The organism is Bradyrhizobium sp. (assembly GCF_019244115.1).
Lineage (GTDB): Bacteria > Pseudomonadota > Alphaproteobacteria > Rhizobiales > Xanthobacteraceae > Bradyrhizobium.
In genome coordinates this window covers 1-17373 of record NZ_JAFATE010000146.1, presented here as the reverse complement: position 1 = coordinate 17373, position 17373 = coordinate 1, and the positions used below count along the sequence as shown (strand labels likewise).

Sequence of the window (17373 nt, the reverse complement as noted above, 5' to 3'; positions counted from 1 at the left end):
GCGGAACTCCTGCTTGACATGCGCCGCCGCGGTGCCGAGGCCGGGAGTGCGCTCGATCGCCTCGATGGCGAGGTGGTAGCGGTCGAGGCCGTTCAGTACGACCATGTCGAACGGTGTCGTCGTGGTGCCTTCCTCGGCAAAACCGCGGACATGCATGCCGTCATGGTTGGTGCGGCCGTAGGTCAGGCGATGGATCAGATACGGATAGCCGTGATAGGCGAAGATGACGGGCCGATCGCGCGTGAACAGGCTGTCGAAGTCGCGGTCGGAGAGTCCGTGTGGATGCTGGTCGTTCGGCTGCAAGGTCATCAGGTCGACCACGTTGATGACCCTGATCTTCAGTCCGGGCAATGCCTTGCGCAGGAGGTCGACGGCGGCGAGCGTCTCCAGGGTCGGCACGTCGCCGGCGCAGGCCATCACGACATCGGGCTCGGCATTGCCGGCCTCGGTCCCCGCCCATGTCCAGATGCCGATGCCGGCATCGCAATGGATCGCCGCCTCCTGCATGCCGAGCCATTGCGGCGCGGGCTGTTTTCCGGCGACGATGACGTTGATGCGATTATAAGTGCGCAGGCAATGGTCGGCGACCCAGAGCAGGGTGTTGGCGTCGGGCGGAAAGTAGACGCGAACGATGTCGGCCTTCTTGTTAGTGACGAGATCGACGAAGCCGGGATCCTGGTGGCTGAAACCGTTATGGTCCTGCCGCCAGACATGCGAGGTCAGGAGATAATTGAGCGAGGCGATCGGCCGCCGCCAGGATAGCTCACGCGCAACCTTCAGCCATTTGGCGTGCTGGTTGAACATGGAATCGACGATGTGGACGAAAGCCTCATAGCAGTTGAACAGGCCGTGCCGTCCGGTCAGCAGATAGCCTTCGAGCCAGCCCTGGCAGAGATGCTCGCTCAGCACCTCCATGACACGGCCATCGGGCGCGAGATGGACGTCGTAGGGTTCTCGCGCTTCCATCCAGACCCGCTCCGTGGCCTCGAATGTCGCATCGAGCCGGTTCGAGGCGGTCTCGTCCGGCCCCATCAGGCGAAAATTCCGGGCGCCGGCGTTCAGCTCCATCACGTCGCGCAAATATTTTCCGAGCTCGCGCGTCGCCTCCGCGGTGACGCCGCCGGGCCTTTGGACCTCGACCGCATAGGCATGAAAGTCGGGCAGCTTGAGCTCGCGCTTCAAAAGGCCGCCATTGGCATGCGGGTTGGCGCCCATGCGCCGCGCGCCCTGCGGCGCCAGCGCCTGCAGTTCGCCGACGAGGCGGCCGGCCTGGTCGAACAGCTTTTCCGGCTCGTAGCTCTTCATCCACTGCTCGAGCAAAGCGAGATGCGCGGCGTTCTTGCGTGGATCTGCGATCGGCACCTGATGCGCGCGCCAAAAGCCCTCGACCTTCAAGCCATCGACCTCTTTCGGCCCGGTCCAGCCCTTCGGGCTGCGCAGCACGACGACGGGCCATGTCGGGCGGTCGCCGGCGCCGCCGTTCCGCGCCTTGTGCTGGATCGAGCGGATGCTGGCGAGCGCGACATCGAGCGCGTCGGCCATCAGCCGATGCATGTTTTGCGGCTCGTCGCCTTCGACGAACAGCGGCTCATGACCAAGACCCCTGAACAGCGCGCGGATCTCGTCGTCGCCGAGGCGGCCAAGCACGGTCGGGTTGGCGATCTTGTAGCCGTTGAGATGCAGGATCGGCAGCACCGCGCCGTCCCGCGCCGGATTGAGGAACTTGTTGGAGTGCCAGGACGCGGCGAGCGGGCCGGTCTCGGCCTCGCCGTCGCCGATCACGCAGGCCACGATCAGATCGGGATTGTCGAAGGCGGCGCCATAGGCGTGCACCAGGGCATAGCCGAGCTCGCCACCCTCATGGATCGATCCCGGCGTTTCCGGCGCGGCGTGGCTTGGAATCCCACCGGGGAAGGAGAACTGGCGGAACAATTTGCGCAGGCCCGCTTCGTCGCGGCTGAGGTCGGGATAGATCTCGCTATAGGTGCCCTCGAGATAGGTGTTGGCGACCATGCCGGGGCCGCCATGGCCGGGGCCGCAGATATAGATCACGTTGAGGTCGCAGATGCGGATCGCGCGATTGAGATGGGCGTAGATGAAATTCAGCCCCGGCGTGGTGCCCCAATGGCCGAGCAGCCGCGGCTTGATGTGCTCCGGCCGCAGCGGCTCGCGCAGCAGCGGATTATCCAGAAGATAGATCTGCCCGACCGACAGATAGTTCGCCGCGCGCCAATAGCGGTCGAGCAGGTCGAGCTGGTCGGCCGGCCTGCGTGGATCGTCTGGGCTGATCTGCTGCATCCTGGCACCTCCGGCACAAACCACGTCAACCCGGCGCCGAACGGATCGATCCTTCGGGGCGGGCGCGGACGTCATCATGCGAACGTTACGAGCTGGATATGACAGGGCTTGCGGATCGCCGGATTGAGTTACCCGCAAGCCGGCGATTGTTCTTGATTTGTTCTCGCCTGGTGCTATGTTCTGGGCCATGAGTCGCGCATCCTCTCATGCCCTCAGGCACCCGCCGGTTACCCCGCCCTCCGAGCCGGCGGGTGCGCCTTCACCTGCCCCGTTCCCAGAACTCGCCGTCGCCATCGAAAAGGGCCGGCGGCGCGGGCGTGGCGCACAGTCCAACGCCAGCGGCCGCTACGAGGCCGAGGCGCGCGTCGCGTTCGACGATGGCTGGCACAGCCTCGACGAACTGCCGCCGTTCAAGACCGTCGTCGCACCGGACACCGCGCGAAAGGTGATCACGCGCAACGATTCCCCCGACATCGGTTTCGACCGCTCGATCAACCCGTATCGTGGCTGCGAGCACGGCTGTGTCTACTGCTTTGCGCGGCCGACCCATGCCTATCTCGGGCTCTCGCCGGGGCTCGACTTCGAATCGCGCCTGTTCGCAAAACCGGATGCGCCGGCGCTTCTGGAGAAGGAGCTGGCGGCGCCGGGCTACGAGCCGCGCATGATCGCGATCGGAACCAATACCGATCCCTACCAGCCGATCGAGCGCGAGCGAAAGATCATGCGCGGCATTCTGGAAGTTCTGGAGCGCGCGGGCCATCCGGTCGGCATCGTCACCAAATCGGCGCTGGTGGCGCGCGATGCGGACATTCTGGCGCGCATGGCCAAGCGCAATCTCGCAAAAGTCGCGCTCTCGGTCACCACGCTGGACCCGCAGCTTGCGCGCACCATGGAGCCGCGCGCCTCGACGCCGCCACGGCGGCTGGAGGCACTGAAGCGGCTCACGGAGGCCGGCATTCCGACCACGGTGATGGTCGCGCCGGTCATCCCGGCGCTGAACGACAGCGAGATCGAGCGCATTTTGGATGCCGCCGCCCATGCCGGCGCCAAGGAAGCCTCCTACGTGCTGCTGCGCCTGCCGCTCGAGGTGCGCGACCTGTTCCGCGAATGGCTGCTCGCCAACTACCCAGACCGCTATCGCCACGTCTTCACCCTGATCCGCGACATGCGCGGCGGCAAGGACTACGATTCGCAATGGGGGACGCGGATGAAGGGCACGGGCCCGATGGCCTGGATGATCGGCCGCCGTTTCGAGATCGCCTGCGAAAAACTCGGGCTCAACAAGCGCCGCGCCAAGCTGACCACGGATCATTTCGCGCGGCCCAAGGGTTTTGGCCAGCAGCTCAGTTTGTTCTGATGTGTGAGGAGTGCCATGTCTGTTCCAGTCGCGCGGTTCACGGTCATCACGCTTGGTGTGGACGACATGCGCAGAAGCATCGCGTTCTATGAAGCGTTGGGCTTTGCGCGAAAATTCCGCGCTACCGGCGAGGAGGTCGCCTTCTTCGACACGCGCGGCACCGTGATCGGGCTCTACCCCTGGGACGCGCTGGCAAGCGATGCGGCGCTGCCGACCGATCCGCGTCCGCAGACCTTTCGCGGCGTCACCCTGGCCTGGAACTGCAACTCGCCTTACGAGGTCGATGTTGCGCTAGATTTCGCGGTCTCGCAGGGGGCCAGGCTCGTCAAGCCGGCGCACCGCACCGACTATGGCGGCTATTGCGGATTCTTCACCGATCCGGACGGCCATCTCTGGGAGGTCGTGGTCGCGCCCAGCATCGAGGTGGCCGCGGACGGGCGCGTTCACCTGCCGGACTAGCGTGAGTGGATCCCGCTGAATTGCGGGAATTGTGCCGGGTTCCTGGTTGCGCGAGGCGGGCCGCTTGCGCAGGATCCCGCCATGATTCGGGTCCCTGCGAAGGCGTCGGCCAAACCGGCCAAGAAGGAGGCCAAGGCCTCTGAGAGCGTCATTGCCGTTGCGCCGCCGAGCTTTCGCCGCGAGCGTGCGCTAATCAAACGTGGCGTGTGGCCGGTCGCGGGCTGCGACGAAGCGGGCCGCGGGCCGCTGGCGGGTCCGGTGGTTGCGGCTGCCGTCATCCTCGACCCGAAACGAATCCCGAAGGGGATCGACGACTCCAAGCGCCTGACGGCGGAGCGGCGCGAGGAGCTGTTCGAGGAGATCTGCGCGACCTCGGCCTTTGCCGTTGCCTTCGCATCCCGCGCGCGGATCGACCGCGACAACATCCTGCGCGCCTCGCTATGGGCGTTGTCCCGTGCCGTGCGCGCATTGCCGGAAAGGCCGACCCACGTCTTCGTCGACGGCCGCGACCGCATCGATGTGGCCTGCGACTGCGAGGCCGTGATCGGCGGCGATGGCATCGTGATGTCGATTGCCGCGGCCTCGATCGTCGCAAAAGTCACGCGGGACCGCCTGATGTGCGCGCTGGCGCAGGACTGCCCCGGCTACGGTTTCGAGCAGCACAAGGGCTACGCCGTCCCCGACCACCTCGACGCGCTCGACCGGCTCGGGCCGTCGGCCCATCACCGCAGCTTTTTTGCGCCCGTGGTGGCCGCGCGCAACAAGCACTATCCGGAACTGGCCGAGCGCGACCTGTTCTCCGTCGATACCTCAGTAGAGATCGATTTGTCTCCGACGGTCTAAGGCCAGTTGCCTCGACCGTGTCGGGGCCGTATGACCATGAGGTGATCGTCGTCACCGGTTATTCCCGCTGCGCGTCGGGAAGCTTGCTTATTTCGAGCAGACCTGCCCCTCCATGCGTTTTACCTCGCTCGTCGTCGAACTGATCCGGGCCCGGCCGCGGCTGGTGGTCCTGATCGTCGTGCTGTGCCAGGCTGCGCTCTGGCTGCTGGTGCCATTGATCTTCTACCGCAGCCCGCCGGACGACGTCGCCACCTTGCTGGCGTTCGGCCGGGAGTACCAGGTCGGCACCGATCTCGGACCTCCGCTGTCGTTCTGGCTGGCCGATATCGCCTATCGGGCCGCCGGCAACCACATGTTCGGCGTCTATCTGCTCGCCCAGCTCTGCGCGATTGCGACGTTCTGGGCGCTCTATCTGCTGGCGCGCGCGGTGGTCGGCGCCCAGCAGGCGGTGCTCGCGGTGCTGCTGACCATGACGGTCACCGCATTCGGTTCGTCCGGGCTGGAATTCGGACCCCTCGTGCTGGCGAGGCCGATCTGGGCACTGCTCTTGCTGCACAGCTGGCAATTGATTGGACAGAACCGGCGCAATGTGTGGTTCGCCTGGTCGATCGAGGCTGGGCTTCTGTTGCTGACGACATCGGCGGCGCCCCTGCTGCTGCTTCTGCTGGCGGGATTCGCGCTGGCAGCCCCCGAAGGCAGGCAGCGGCTGTGGTCGGTCGATCCGCTGTTCGCAGTGCTCGTGATCCTGGTCCTGGTCCTGCCCTATTTGATCTGGCTGCTCAGGGCCGATGCGCTGGCCCTGCCGCACTGGCCGGCAATGGCGGAGCTCGGGGCGCGGGCGAGCCATTGGAGCTGGCTGCTCGGCGGGCTGGTCGTGTCGCTCTCCGCCCTGATCATCCTGGTCGCGCTCAATTCAGGCTGGTTCAGCCGGACCGGAGAAGAGGCTCCGGTCATCTTTCGGCCACCCGTCGAACGGCTGGCGCGGGACTTCGTCTATTTCTTTGCGCTTGCGCCGGCACTGGCCGGCAGCCTGCTCGCCGGACTGTTCGATCTCGACATGGTGGTGGGCGGCAATGGCATTGCGCTGCTGATCTCGGGGCTGGCGGCCGTCGTCGCCACCGGCGAACTGATCCTGCTCAGGCATCAGCGCCTGTTGCGCGCCGTATGGGCCATCGCGATCGTGGCGCCTGCGCTGGCGGTGATCGGCGCAACGCTGATCCTGCCCTGGACCGGTGGTGGCGAGGTCGCGACCGCGCTGCCCGCGCGCGACATCGCGCAGTTTTTTGGCGACAGTTTTGAGCGCCGGACCAATCAGCACCTGCCCGCCGTCGCAGGCGACGCTACGATCGCTAGCCTTGTGGCACTCGACAGCGGCCGCCCACATTTGCTGCTCGATGCCGCGCCGGTGCGGACGCCGTGGCTCACGCCCGCGAGCTTCAACGAGACGGGCGGCATCGTGGTCTGGCGCGCATCCGATACGGTGGGAACACCACCCCCCGAGATCGCGCAGCATTTTCCGGGCCTGGTTCCGGAGGTGCCGCACAGTTTCGAGCGGATCGTCAACGGCCGTCAGCCGGTGCTGCGGATCGGCTGGGCGATCGTGCGGCCCAAGGGGCGGTAGCATCGGCTCAGGAAGCCTGCTGCAGCACCTTCGCGATCGCGCGCAGGTCCTGCCAGGACATCCGCTTATAGGACGGCGAGCGGAGCAGATAGGCCGGGTGGAAGGTTGCCATCGCGCGGATCGTCCGTGTTCCCGTCTGATAGTCGAGCCATTTGCCGCGCGTGCGCATGATGCCCTCGCGCGTTCCGAGCAGCGCCTGGGTCGAAGGATTGCCGAGCGTCACCAGCACGTCCGGATCGACCAGTTCGATCTGGCGCTGGATGAAGGGCAGGCACACTTGCGTCTCCTGCGGCGTCGGCGTGCGGTTGCCGGGTGGCCGCCAGGGGATGACATTGGCGATATAGACCTTGGTGCGGTCGAGCCCGATCGCCGCGATCATGCGGTCGAGCAGCTTGCCGGAGCGGCCGACGAAGGGCAGCCCCTCGATGTCCTCGTCGCGCCCGGGCGCCTCGCCGACGAACATCACGCGCGCCAGAGGATTGCCGTCGGCGAAGACGAGTTTGGTCGCAGTGTTTCGCAAGGCGCAGCCGTCAAAATCGTCCAGCAGCGCGCGCAAGGCTTCGAGCGTCGCCGCGGTCCGCGCGGCCTCGCGCGCCGATGCGATCGCCGCGTCCGGGGCAGGGGGCGCCTCAGCCTGCAAGAAGCTGGCAGCCGCGGCGGTGACAACCGTGGCCGGCGGCGACGGCGTCTCGCGCGGGGCCTGCGCGAGATCCGGATCGGCGAGCCGGTCGACCGGCTCATCCGACAAGGCGCAGTCGACGCCGGCCTCCAGGTAGAAGGCCAGCAATTGCGCCGCGGTGGGGCGGGGCTCTGGGGTCATCGGCGACATCGCTTGGTGAATTTAAGCCGCCTTGCGCCATCGGCAAATGCATTTCCCCGGTTGTCCTGCCCCGAAAAATCGGCAAACAAGGGGTAACAATCGTCTTCCATCCGGGTTGAGACGCCATCATGAGCACCGAAGAGCTACCTCCGCGCGAGTCCATGGAATTCGACGTCGTGATCGTCGGCGCCGGGCCGTCGGGCCTTGCCGCGGCGATCCGGCTGAAGCAGCTCAATGCCGATCTTTCCATCGTCGTGGTAGAGAAGGGCTCCGAGGTCGGCGCGCACATCCTCTCGGGCGCGGTGATCGACCCGGCCGGTCTCGACAAGCTGATTCCGGACTGGCGCGAGGACGCCGATTGTCCGCTGAAAACTGAGGTGAAGGACGACAGATTCTACTGGCTGAGCGAGGCAGGTGCGATCCGCCTGCCCAATTTCATGATGCCGCCGCTGATGAACAATCATCACTGCTACATCGGCTCGCTCGGCAATGTCTGCCGCTGGCTGGCGCGCAGGGCCGAAGCTCTCGGCGTCGAGATCTATCCGGGTTTTGCCGCGACCGAAGTCCTTTACGACGACAAGGGCGCGGTGCGCGGGATTGCCACCGGCGACATGGGCATTGCCAGGGACGGCTCGTGGAAGGATTCGTTTACGCGCGGCATGGAACTGCGCGGCAAGTACACGCTGTTTGCCGAGGGCGCGCGCGGCAGTCTCTCCAAGCAACTCATCGCGAAATTCGGCCTCGATGCGAGCAGCGAGCCGCCGAAGTTCGGCATTGGCCTGAAAGAAGTCTGGCAGATCGATCCGGCCAAACATCAGAAGGGCCTGATCCAGCACTCCTTCGGCTGGCCGCTGAACAACAACACCGGCGGCGGCTCCTTCCTCTATCACTATGACGAAAATCTGGTTGCGGTCGGCTTCGTCGTTCATCTCAACTATGACGACCCCTATCTGTCGCCGTTCGACGAATTCCAACGCTTCAAGACTCATCCCGCGATCCGCACCGTGTTCGAGGGCGGCAAGCGGCTGGCCTATGGCGCGCGCGCCATCACCGAGGGCGGCTATCAGTCGGTGCCGCGCCTGTCCTTCCCCGGCGGCGCGCTGATCGGCTGCGCGGCCGGCTTTGTCAACGTGCCGCGCATCAAGGGCGTGCACAACGCCATGGGCAGTGCCATGCTCGCGGCCGAACATGTCGCAAAGGCGCTCGCCGCTGATCGCGCCAATGACGAGTTGGTGGAGTACGAGAACGCCTGGCGCGCATCGCCAGTCGGCAAGGATCTCTACCCGGTGCGCAACGCCAAGCCGCTGTGGTCCAAGTTCGGCACCATCCTCGGCGTGGTGCTGGGTGGCTTCGACATGTGGTGCAACACGCTCGGTTTCTCGTTGTTCGGGACTCAGTCGCACTTAAAGCCCGACCGCAAGACGCTCGATCCTGCAAAGGCGCATCAGCCGGTTGCCTACCCCAAGCCAGACGGCAAGCTGACCTTCGACCGCCTCTCGTCGGTGTTCCTGTCCAACACCAATCACGAAGAGGACCAGCCGGTTCATCTCAAGGTCGCCGATATGAACCTGCAGAAGACGTCCGAGCACGATGTCTATGCCGGCCCCTCCAGCCGCTATTGCCCCGCGGGTGTCTATGAGTGGGTCGAGGAGGCGAGCGGGCCGCGTTTCGTCATCAACGCCCAAAACTGCGTTCACTGCAAAACCTGCGACGTGAAGGACCCCAACGGCAACATCACCTGGGTTCCCCCGGAGGGGGGCGGCGGCCCGAACTACGAGGCGATGTAACGCACGATTGCGTGAGCAGGCGGTGGCGGCCCTAGGCAGACCGAGCGAAAAGCTGCACTGGAATCAAAACTTTGCCTAACGCCCGCGGTCACGATTAAGCCACAGTAACAGCGTCTCACGCGACCGGGCGGCCTTGAAGCGTTTTCAAGCGAAGTGGGTACCGCTTCGCGTGAAGAGAACGCGTCAATATAAGGATAGGCGTGCCGATCGATTCGAGGTTCCAGATCCTTGCGGTTCAGCGCCAAACGCGGCATTGTCGCCGCGCCTGGATGCCGCCGGCTGGGTTCGCATTCGAGATGATCCCTACTTCAGCTTTCCAACAGCAAGAGCGAACCGTGATGTTTTCCACTCGTTGCAATCGCTGGACCTTTGCTGCCTTCGCGCTCGCCGCTTTGGCGCTTCCTTTGACGCTTCCCGGCGCGGCATCGGCGCAAACGCCGGAGCACCCGGCCGACACCGCCGCGCAGTTTCCCACCCGAGGCGACCTCAGGTCGCTGACGACGGCCGGCAGCTACCTGGCCGCCCGCCATGCCAGCGTGGAGCGGGATGCGACCTCCGCCGCCGCCTTCTACCGGTCCGCCCTGCGAACCGATCCGAAGAACAACGAGCTTCTGGACCGCGCCTTCATCGCATCCGTTGCGGAGGGTGACATCGAAGAGGCGGTCAAACTCGCCGAACGGATACTTGCGGTCGACAAGTCCAGCCGCGTCGCGCGCCTCGTCGTCGGCGTGCAGGACCTCAAGCAGAAGAAATATGCCGCGGCCCAGCTCAACATCAATCAGTCGATCCGCGGGCCGATCACCGATCTCGTTGCCACGCTGTTGTCGAGCTGGGCGGCCTATGGCGCCGGCGACACCAAGGCGGCGATCGCCAATATCGACAAGCTGGCCGGGCCGGACTGGTATCCGATCTTCAAGGATCTGCATGCCGGCATGATCCTCGAGCTGTCGGGCAAGGAGAAGGACGCCGGGACCCGCTTCGAGCGCGCCTACAAGCTCGACGATTCCATGCTGCGCGTCGCCGAAGGCTATGCGCGCTGGCTGTCGCGCAACAAGGACGACAAGTCGGCGCAGGCGATCTACGAGTCCTTCGACAAGAAGCTTGCCCGCCATCCGCTGGTGCTGGAAGGGCTGCGCGAGACCAAGGCCGGCAAGAAACTGCCGCCGCTCGCCGATTCCGCGCAGGCGGGTGCCGCGGAGGCGCTCTACGGCATCGGTGCGACGCTGACCCGCCGCGGCGGCGAGGATCTGGCGCTGGTCTATCTGCAGCTCGCGCTCTATCTGCAGCCGACCCATCCGCTCGCGCTGCTCTCGCTCGCCGATCTCTACGAATCGGTGAAGAAGCCGCAGATGGCGATCAAGATCTATGAGCGCGTGCCGTCGAGCTCGCCGCTGAAGCGCAACGCGCAGATTCAGCTCGCCACCGATCTCGATGCCGCCGACCGTTCCGACGAGGCGATCAAGATTCTCAAGGGCGTCATCTCGGAGGACGCGAAGGACCTTGATGCGATCATGGCGCTCGGCAATGTCGAGCGCGGCCGCAAGAAATTCAACGATTGCGCCCAGACCTATTCGCAGGGCATCGACGTGCTGCCGCCTGCGCCCGCCGCCGACAAGGCGAGCGGCGACAAGGAGAAGGAAAAGGCCACCAACATCAACTACGTCTATTACTACTACCGTGGCATCTGCGAGGAGCGTTCCAAGCAGTGGCCGAAGGCTGAAGCCGACATGCGCAAGGCGCTGGAGCTCAAGCCCGAGGACCCGCACGTCCTGAACTATCTCGGGTACTCCTGGATCGACCAGGGCACCAATCTCGACGAAGGCATGAAGATGATCAAGCGCGCCGTCGAGCAGCGCCCGGACGACGGCTACATCGTGGATTCGCTCGGCTGGGCCTATTACCGCATCGGCAACTATGAGGAGGCGGTGAAGAATCTCGAGCGCGCGGTCGATCTGAAGCCGGAGGATCCGACCATCAACGACCACCTCGGCGATGCCTATTGGCGCGTCGGCCGGACGCTGGAGGGGAAATTCCAGTGGGCCCATGCGCGCGATCTGAAGCCGGAGCCGGATGAGCTGCCCAAGATCGAAGCCAAAATTCAGAACGGCTTGCCGGAAGATCCGGCCGCCGCGGCCGCCGCAGCGACCGACAAGAAGAAGGATGACGACAAGGGCGGCTAGTTCGTCATCGTGGGTGGGGCTGGGCTTCTGGCGATGCAGGCGCAGGCGCAAGCGCTGGTGGAATACGGGCGTGCCAAGGTCAACCTGACGCTTCGGGTGGTCGGGCGCCGCGTCGACGGCTATCATGATCTGGAAAGCGTGGTGGCGTTTGCCGACTGTGCCGACCGCCTCGAACTTTTGCCCGGGCCGGAACTGAAGCTCGAGACCACGGGGCCGCTGGCGGACGCCTGCGGCGCGACGTCCGACAATCTGGTGCTGAAGGCGGCGCGGCTCCTTGCCGAGCGGGTCGAAAATCTCGCGCTCGGTGCTTTCATGCTCGAAAAGGTGCTGCCGGTGGCCGCCGGAATCGGTGGCGGTTCGGCGGATGCCGCCGCGGCGCTGCGGCTGCTGGCGCGGCTCAATGGCCTCGCGGTCGACGATGCGCGGCTCCAGGAAGTTGCGCTCAAGTCTGGCGCCGACGTGCCGGTCTGCCTCGCCTCGCGCGCCTGCGACATGACGGGCGTCGGCGAAACGCTGCTGCCGCTGAGCCTGCCAAAACTGCCCGCCCTGCTGGTCAATCCGCGCATGCCGGTGGCGACCAAGGACGTGTTTGCGGCACTTGGCCTGCGCAGCGGTCAACTGCGGGTCGGCGCAAGTGACGTGATCAGAGCGCCGGCGTGGCCCGACGATGGCGCTTCGGTCGGCGACTGGGTCCAGGTGCTGGCTAGCGTCCCAAACGATCTCGAGCCGCCGGCGCTGCGCGTTCAGCCCGTCATCGCCGACGTGCTGTCGGCGCTGCGCGCAAGTCCGGGGGCACTGCTCGCGCGCATGAGCGGATCGGGCGCGACCTGCTTTGCGATCTTCTCCAGTGCATCCGAAGCGCAGGCGGCGGCCGCGAAGCTTTCGGCCGAACACCCCGACTGGTGGGTGCACGCGGGCGAACTGAGCTAGGCGAGCTTGCTGCGCTGTCGTCACCCGCGAAAGCGGATGACCCGGTATTCCAGAGACAGCGATCATGAGCCGAGAGGCCGCAGCGTGCTCGATACCCCGCCTGCGCGGGGTTTGACGAGCCTTGTTTGCTGCGCGATTCTAATGCGATCGCGCGAGGCAGAAGGCGACGACCTGCTCCAGCGCGCTCCGCATCGCAGAAGAGGGGAACAGCGCCAGCGCGTCGACCGCCATCGCGCCATAATGCTCGGCGCGGGTGATGGTGTCCTCGAGCGCGCGATGCTTAGTCATCAGCGCAATGGCATGATCGAGGTCGCGATCCCTGATCTCGCCGCGTTCCAGGGCTCTGATCCAGAACGCGCGCTCGGTGTCGTTGCCGCGGCGGAACGCCAGCACCACGGGCAGCGTGATCTTGCCCTCGCGGAAATCGTCGCCGATGTTCTTGCCGAGTTTTGCGGATTTGCCGCCATAGTCCAGCGCGTCGTCGACGAGCTGGAACGCCACGCCGAGATTGAGGCCAAACGACTGGCACGCGGTCTGCTCTGCCTTGGGACGATCGGCGATGACGGGTCCCACTTCGCAGGAGGCCGCGAACAGTTCCGCGGTCTTGCCGCGGATCACGGCGAGATATTCGTCCTCGGTGGTTGCCGTGTTCTTGGCCGCGGCGAGCTGCATCACTTCGCCCTGGGCGATCACCGAGGCCGCGCGGGAGAGAATGTCGAGCGCGCGCAGCGAGCCGACCTCCACCATCATGCAAAACGCCTGGCCGAGCAGGAAGTCGCCCACCAGCACGCTGGCCTCGTTGCCCCACAGCATGCGCGCCGACAGCTTGCCGCGCCTGAGCTCGCTCTCGTCGACCACGTCGTCATGCAGCAGGGTTGCGGTGTGCATGAACTCGACCGCGGCGGCGAGCTTGACATGGCCGTCGCCGCCATAGCCGGCGAGCTGAGCCATCGCCAGCGTCAACATCGGACGCAGGCGTTTTCCCCCTGACGAAATCAGGTGATTGGCGACCTCCGGGATCATCGTGACCTCCGAGCCGGTCCGCGACAGGATCGTGGCGTTGACACGCTCCAGGTCCGGGGCGACAAGCGCCATCAGCGCATCGATCGATGCGCCGGAAGGGCTCTCGAAGGGTACAATAACCGCCACGCCGGTCTCCACATCTGGTATCTTCGCAGGCCACAATAGGAATTGCTGCACGGGGCGGCAAGGGCAGTTGGCAGTTGACAGTTGCGCGCAATGGTCGCGCCGTCTTCGGACGAGGAGTCGTCAGTCTTGCGGGAATTGGTTCGAACCAACGACATTGTGCTGGTTTCGGCGGTCGGAGCGCTGCTCGATGGCGCCAACATTCACCACCTTGTGCTCGATCAGAACATGAGCGTGATCGAAGGCTCGCTCGGCATTCTGCCACGTCGAATCCTTGTCCACGAGGACGATAACCGCGCGGCGCGACAGCTGCTCGCCGACGCAGGCCTGTCTCATGAATTGCGACCCGACGAATAGTGCCGTCATTGACGAGGCCGGCTTCACCGAGGACGCGTTTCTCGGTGGGCGACTGCGTCTGCGCCAGCCGCGCGGTGGCCATCGCGCCGGTCACGATGCGGTGCTGCTGGCGGCTGCGACCGCGGCCCGGCCAGGGGATCGCGTGGTGGATTTCGGCGCCGGTGTCGGGGCGGCGGGTCTCGCGCTGGCCAGGCGGGTGGCGGGCGTCGATCTAAAGCTGGTGGAGATCGATCCCCAACTGGCGCGGCTCGCGCGCGACAACGCGGCCGCCAACGGCATCAAGGCCGAAATCGTCACGCTCGATGTGACTTCGTCAGCGAACGCCTTTGCCGCCGCGGGTCTTGTCCCCGACAGCGCCGACGTGGTGCTGATGAATCCGCCTTTCCATGATGCCGGCCGCCATCGCGCTTCGCCCGAGGCGGCAAAGGCGCTGGCCCACGTGGCGGGGCCCGCGACGCTCGAAAGCTGGATTTTGGCGGCGCGGCGGGTGCTGAAATCCGGCAGCGCGCTGACGCTGATCTGGCGCGCCGATGGCCTCGCCGATGTGCTGGCCGCGCTGGCGCACGGCTTTGGCAGCGTTCAGATCCTGCCTGTGCATGGCGAGGCCGCAAAGCCGGCCATCCGCGTCCTGGTTCGCACGGTCAAGGGCGGACGGGCGCCTTCGCGCCTCTACCGCTCGTTGGTGCTCAATAATGAATCAACTTTGCCTAAAATGCAGCTCGACGACGTGATGGCCGGGATGGCTCTGTTACCGCTTGCCGCGCCTTGAAACTTCGATGGCCGCCAAGAGTCATTGTTCCGTCATTGCGGCTGAGTCTCGGAGGACTGTTCGGGCGCCGAGGTGAAGCGAATGACGGTCAACAGGGTACCGATGAGCAGCATGAGCAGGTAGATTTTCATGTTTTTCTCCGCTGTCCCGGCGCAGCCTTGGCAATTCCTCAACGGCACAAATACAAGAACCGTTCCAAGCGATTGGATGGCAGACGCGTGATACAAAATGGTTAATTTGAGGTAACCGGATGACCGAGACTTTGAACGAGCGTAGCGGCTGGCCGAGCCTGATCGACAAGGCGAGCGAATGGCTGCCGGCGCGGCTCAGGCGCGGCGCCGTGGTCGTGCCGGTCGTGCGGCTATCCGGCCTGATCGGCTCGGTGACGCCGCTGCGTCCGGGCATGTCGCTGGCGGGGCTTGCCCGCACGCTCGAACGTGCGTTCGCGGTGAGAAACGCCAGGGCGGTTGCGCTGGTGATCAATTCACCCGGCGGCTCGCCGGTGCAGTCACGGCAGATCTATCTGCGGATCCGCCAGCTCGCCGCGGAAAAAAAAGTTCCGGTGCTGGCGTTCGTCGAGGATGTCGCGGCCTCCGGCGGCTACATGATCGCGTGCGCGGCCGACGAGATTTTTTGCGATCCGTCTTCGATCCTCGGTTCGATCGGGGTGGTCGGCGGTTCCTTCGGTCTGCAGGACCTGATCAGGAAGATCGGCGTCGAGCGGCGGCTCTATACCGCGGGCGAGCACAAGGCGATGCTCGACCCGTTCCTGCCCGAAAATCCCGACGACGTCGCCCGCCTCAAGGCGATCCAGCGCGAGATCCACGCCATCTTCATTGCGCTGGTGAAAGAGAGCCGGCGGGACCGCTTGAAGGGCGCCGACGACATGCTGTTCACCGGCGAATATTGGGCGGGCGAGACCGCGATCTCGCTTGGCCTGGCGGACGCGATCGGCGATCTGCGCTCGACCCTGCGCGGCCGTTTCGGTGAAAAAGTGCTGACGCCCCTGATTGCGCCCGCAAGCGGCATGCTGTCGGGCCTGTTCGGTCGCAGGTCGCCGGGTGCCGGCGCGCTCGCTGCGATGGACGGCAACTGGCCCGACGAGATCATTTCGGCGCTGGAAAGCCGCGCGATCTGGGGCCGATTCGGTTTTTGAGCGAATCTACCGCGCCATTTGGTCTCAATCATTTGCGTTGCGACGCAAGCTCGGCTGCGCGAGAATACGAACAAGGGGCCTGAGATGTTCAACAAGGATTGACCGATGCCGTTGATGGCATTTGCGGGCGCCCTGGGCGGGCTCGCCCTGCTGCGTTTGGCCTACATGGCCGCCGTCAGGATCAACCGGGAACTGGAAGACATTCGCCAGGCGCGCGTCGCCGAGGCTTCGCGAGCGCACGAAATCAAGCCGCTGCGGCGCGATCCGGTCACCGGAGCTTATCGTCCGGGCTAGCAAGCCGATCCCATAGGGGGCGCCGGGCGGCGCTGATGCGCCGGCCTTGCCTTGATTCCTGATCCCGTCGTCGATACGGTCCCGCGCGTTTTTGACCCGCGAGAGCCGCTTCGACGATGGATTCGCTCCCTTTGCACATGCGCCCGGAACGCTCGTTCCAGGGTTTCATCCTGGCCCTGCAGCGGTTCTGGGCCGAGCAGGGCTGCGTGATCCTGCAGCCCTATGACATGGAGATGGGGGCCGGCACGTTCCACCCCGCAACCACGCTGCGCGCGCTCGGTCCAAAGCCGTGGAATGCCGCCTATGTGCAGCCCTCGCGCCGTCCCAAGGACGGCCGCTATGGCGAGAATCCGAACCGGATGCAGTATTATTACCAGTTCCAGGTCATCATGAAGCCGTCACCGCCGAACCTTCAGGAGCTGTACCTGAAGTCGCTCGGCGCGATCGGCATCGATTCCGCTCTCCACGACATCCGCTTTGTCGAGGACGACTGGGAGAGCCCGACGCTCGGGGCCTGGGGGCTCGGCTGGGAATGCTGGTGCGACGGCATGGAGGTGTCGCAGTTCACCTACTTCCAGCAGGTCGCGGGCGTCGAATGCGCGCCGGTCGCCGGCGAGCTCACCTATGGGCTCGAACGGCTGGCGATGTATGTGCAGGGCGTCGACCGCGTCTACGATCTCAATTTCAACGGCCGCGACGGCGCCGACAAGGTGACCTATGGCGACGTGTTCCTGCAGGCCGAGCAGGAATATTCGCGGCACAATTTTGAAGTCGCGGACACGTCAATGCTGTTCGAGCAGTTCCGGATGGCGGAGCAGGCCTGCAAAAAATATCTCGCCGCCGGATGGAGAGAGGGCGGCAATCGCAAGGAGCATTTGATGGCGCTGCCGGCCTATGACCAGTGCATCAAGGCGAGCCACGTATTCAACCTGCTCGATGCGCGCGGCGTGATTTCGGTCACCGAACGGCAGAGCTACATTTTGCGCGTCCGCGAGCTCGCCAAGGCCTGCGGCGAAGCGTGGGTGCATACGGAAGCGGGTGGCGTCGGTTGATCAGTTTGCGCCTTCCCTGCTTGCGCGTTCTCTACTGAATTTTCGCACGGTGCCTCCGCTCCCCTCCCCCTCGCGGGGAGGGGTCGGGGCTGGGGGTCCACAGATGGCGGCCAATGTGATTGAAGCACTCCTGATAAATAACCCCTCCCCGCAGGGAGCAGGGCAGCCGCGGCAGCGCAAGCCTCGTCGTCTTCGCAAAGAGCCTCACTAAATGCCCGACCTTCTCCTCGAACTGTTTTCCGAAGAAATTCCCGCCCGCATGCAGGCGAAAGCGGCGGACGATCTGCGCCGCATGGTCACCGAC

Annotated in this window: 15 protein-coding genes; 12 read left to right on the top strand and 3 right to left on the bottom strand. The window is 65.2% G+C overall.

Annotated features, from left to right (window positions below; all coding sequences use genetic code 11):
* Nucleotides 1-2298 (bottom strand): phosphoketolase family protein (locus JOZ76_RS06610; RefSeq protein WP_291697822.1); only part of this gene is annotated, 2298 nt, incomplete at its 3' end.
* Nucleotides 2299-2485: 187 nt separating this feature from the next.
* Between JOZ76_RS06610 and JOZ76_RS06605 the strand changes: the two genes are divergently transcribed.
* The 4 genes from JOZ76_RS06605 to JOZ76_RS06590 all read left to right on the top strand — a co-directional run bounded on the left by JOZ76_RS06605 (nt 2486) and on the right by JOZ76_RS06590 (nt 6578).
* On the top strand, nt 2486-3655 hold the full coding sequence (locus JOZ76_RS06605) for a PA0069 family radical SAM protein (RefSeq protein ID WP_291697821.1): 1170 nt from the start codon (nt 2486-2488) through the stop codon (nt 3653-3655).
* Between the two features lie 15 nt (nt 3656-3670).
* Nucleotides 3671-4114, top strand: a complete 444-nt coding sequence (locus JOZ76_RS06600) for a VOC family protein (RefSeq protein ID WP_291697820.1) — start codon at nt 3671-3673, stop codon at nt 4112-4114.
* A gap of 81 nt (nt 4115-4195) precedes the next feature.
* On the top strand, nt 4196-4957 hold the full coding sequence (locus JOZ76_RS06595) for a ribonuclease HII (protein ID WP_291697819.1): 762 nt from the start codon (nt 4196-4198) through the stop codon (nt 4955-4957).
* A gap of 112 nt (nt 4958-5069) precedes the next feature.
* Nucleotides 5070-6578 (top strand): glycosyltransferase family 39 protein, encoded by a 1509-nt coding sequence (locus JOZ76_RS06590; protein WP_291697818.1) that lies wholly within the window; start codon nt 5070-5072, stop codon nt 6576-6578.
* A 7-nt stretch (nt 6579-6585) separates the two neighbouring features.
* On the opposite strand, the gene JOZ76_RS06585 is transcribed toward JOZ76_RS06590, so the two are convergent.
* Nucleotides 6586-7398: a uracil-DNA glycosylase gene (locus JOZ76_RS06585; protein WP_291697817.1), complete on the bottom strand. Its 813-nt coding sequence runs from the start codon at nt 7396-7398 to the stop codon at nt 6586-6588.
* 128 nt (nt 7399-7526) lie between these two features.
* On the opposite strand from JOZ76_RS06585, the gene JOZ76_RS06580 reads away from it, so the two are divergent.
* The 3 genes from JOZ76_RS06580 to JOZ76_RS06570 all read left to right on the top strand — a co-directional run bounded on the left by JOZ76_RS06580 (nt 7527) and on the right by JOZ76_RS06570 (nt 12295).
* Nucleotides 7527-9185, top strand: coding sequence for an electron transfer flavoprotein-ubiquinone oxidoreductase (locus JOZ76_RS06580; RefSeq protein ID WP_291697816.1), 1659 nt, complete (start codon nt 7527-7529; stop codon nt 9183-9185).
* A gap of 338 nt (nt 9186-9523) precedes the next feature.
* On the top strand, nt 9524-11365 hold the full coding sequence (locus JOZ76_RS06575; protein WP_291697824.1) for a tetratricopeptide repeat protein: 1842 nt from the start codon (nt 9524-9526) through the stop codon (nt 11363-11365).
* Between the two features lie 33 nt (nt 11366-11398).
* Nucleotides 11399-12295 carry a 4-(cytidine 5'-diphospho)-2-C-methyl-D-erythritol kinase gene (locus JOZ76_RS06570; protein ID WP_291697823.1) on the top strand — a complete coding sequence of 299 codons (897 nt, stop codon included), beginning with the start codon at nt 11399-11401 and terminating at the stop codon, nt 12293-12295.
* A 138-nt stretch (nt 12296-12433) separates the two neighbouring features.
* Here the strand turns inward: JOZ76_RS06570 and JOZ76_RS06565 are convergent, their stop codons facing one another.
* On the bottom strand, nt 12434-13444 hold the full coding sequence (locus JOZ76_RS06565; RefSeq protein WP_291697815.1) for a polyprenyl synthetase family protein: 1011 nt from the start codon (nt 13442-13444) through the stop codon (nt 12434-12436).
* 126 nt (nt 13445-13570) lie between these two features.
* Between JOZ76_RS06565 and JOZ76_RS06560 the strand changes: the two genes are divergently transcribed.
* The 5 genes from JOZ76_RS06560 (at nt 13571) to JOZ76_RS06540 (ending at nt 17069) form a co-directional block, all read left to right on the top strand.
* Nucleotides 13571-13798: a putative signal transducing protein gene (locus tag JOZ76_RS06560; protein WP_291697814.1), complete on the top strand. Its 228-nt coding sequence runs from the start codon at nt 13571-13573 to the stop codon at nt 13796-13798.
* Entirely contained in the window at nt 13776-14567 is a 792-nt protein-coding gene (locus JOZ76_RS06555; protein ID WP_291697813.1) for a tRNA1(Val) (adenine(37)-N6)-methyltransferase, read from the top strand. Before JOZ76_RS06560 ends, JOZ76_RS06555 begins: the two co-directional genes overlap by 23 nt.
* 250 nt (nt 14568-14817) lie before the next feature.
* Entirely contained in the window at nt 14818-15723 is a 906-nt protein-coding gene (locus tag JOZ76_RS06550) for a S49 family peptidase (RefSeq protein ID WP_291697812.1), read from the top strand.
* 105 nt (nt 15724-15828) lie between these two features.
* Nucleotides 15829-16017, top strand: a complete 189-nt coding sequence (locus JOZ76_RS06545) for a hypothetical protein (protein ID WP_291697811.1) — start codon at nt 15829-15831, stop codon at nt 16015-16017.
* A gap of 116 nt (nt 16018-16133) precedes the next feature.
* Nucleotides 16134-17069, top strand: coding sequence for a glycine--tRNA ligase subunit alpha (locus tag JOZ76_RS06540; protein WP_291697810.1), 936 nt, complete (start codon nt 16134-16136; stop codon nt 17067-17069).
* Nucleotides 17070-17373: the final 304 nt, after the last annotated feature.

What these genes read in the sequence shown, in the direction of transcription:
- JOZ76_RS06600 (WP_291697820.1), top strand. Translation starts at nt 3,671, where the DNA reads ATGTCTGTTCCAGTCGCGCGGTTCACGGTCATCACGCTTGGTGTGGAC.
- JOZ76_RS06585 (WP_291697817.1), bottom strand. Translation starts at nt 7,398, where the DNA reads ATGACCCCAGAGCCCCGCCCCACCGCGGCGCAATTGCTGGCCTTCTAC.
- JOZ76_RS06575 (WP_291697824.1), top strand. Translation starts at nt 9,524, where the DNA reads ATGTTTTCCACTCGTTGCAATCGCTGGACCTTTGCTGCCTTCGCGCTC.
- JOZ76_RS06545 (WP_291697811.1), top strand. Translation starts at nt 15,829, where the DNA reads ATGCCGTTGATGGCATTTGCGGGCGCCCTGGGCGGGCTCGCCCTGCTG.
- JOZ76_RS06605 (WP_291697821.1), top strand. Translation starts at nt 2,486, where the DNA reads ATGAGTCGCGCATCCTCTCATGCCCTCAGGCACCCGCCGGTTACCCCG.
- JOZ76_RS06595 (WP_291697819.1), top strand. Translation starts at nt 4,196, where the DNA reads ATGATTCGGGTCCCTGCGAAGGCGTCGGCCAAACCGGCCAAGAAGGAG.
- JOZ76_RS06570 (WP_291697823.1), top strand. Translation starts at nt 11,399, where the DNA reads ATGCAGGCGCAGGCGCAAGCGCTGGTGGAATACGGGCGTGCCAAGGTC.
- JOZ76_RS06590 (WP_291697818.1), top strand. Translation starts at nt 5,070, where the DNA reads ATGCGTTTTACCTCGCTCGTCGTCGAACTGATCCGGGCCCGGCCGCGG.
- JOZ76_RS06555 (WP_291697813.1), top strand. Translation starts at nt 13,776, where the DNA reads ATGAATTGCGACCCGACGAATAGTGCCGTCATTGACGAGGCCGGCTTC.
- JOZ76_RS06550 (WP_291697812.1), top strand. Translation starts at nt 14,818, where the DNA reads ATGACCGAGACTTTGAACGAGCGTAGCGGCTGGCCGAGCCTGATCGAC.
- JOZ76_RS06580 (WP_291697816.1), top strand. Translation starts at nt 7,527, where the DNA reads ATGAGCACCGAAGAGCTACCTCCGCGCGAGTCCATGGAATTCGACGTC.
- JOZ76_RS06540 (WP_291697810.1), top strand. Translation starts at nt 16,134, where the DNA reads ATGGATTCGCTCCCTTTGCACATGCGCCCGGAACGCTCGTTCCAGGGT.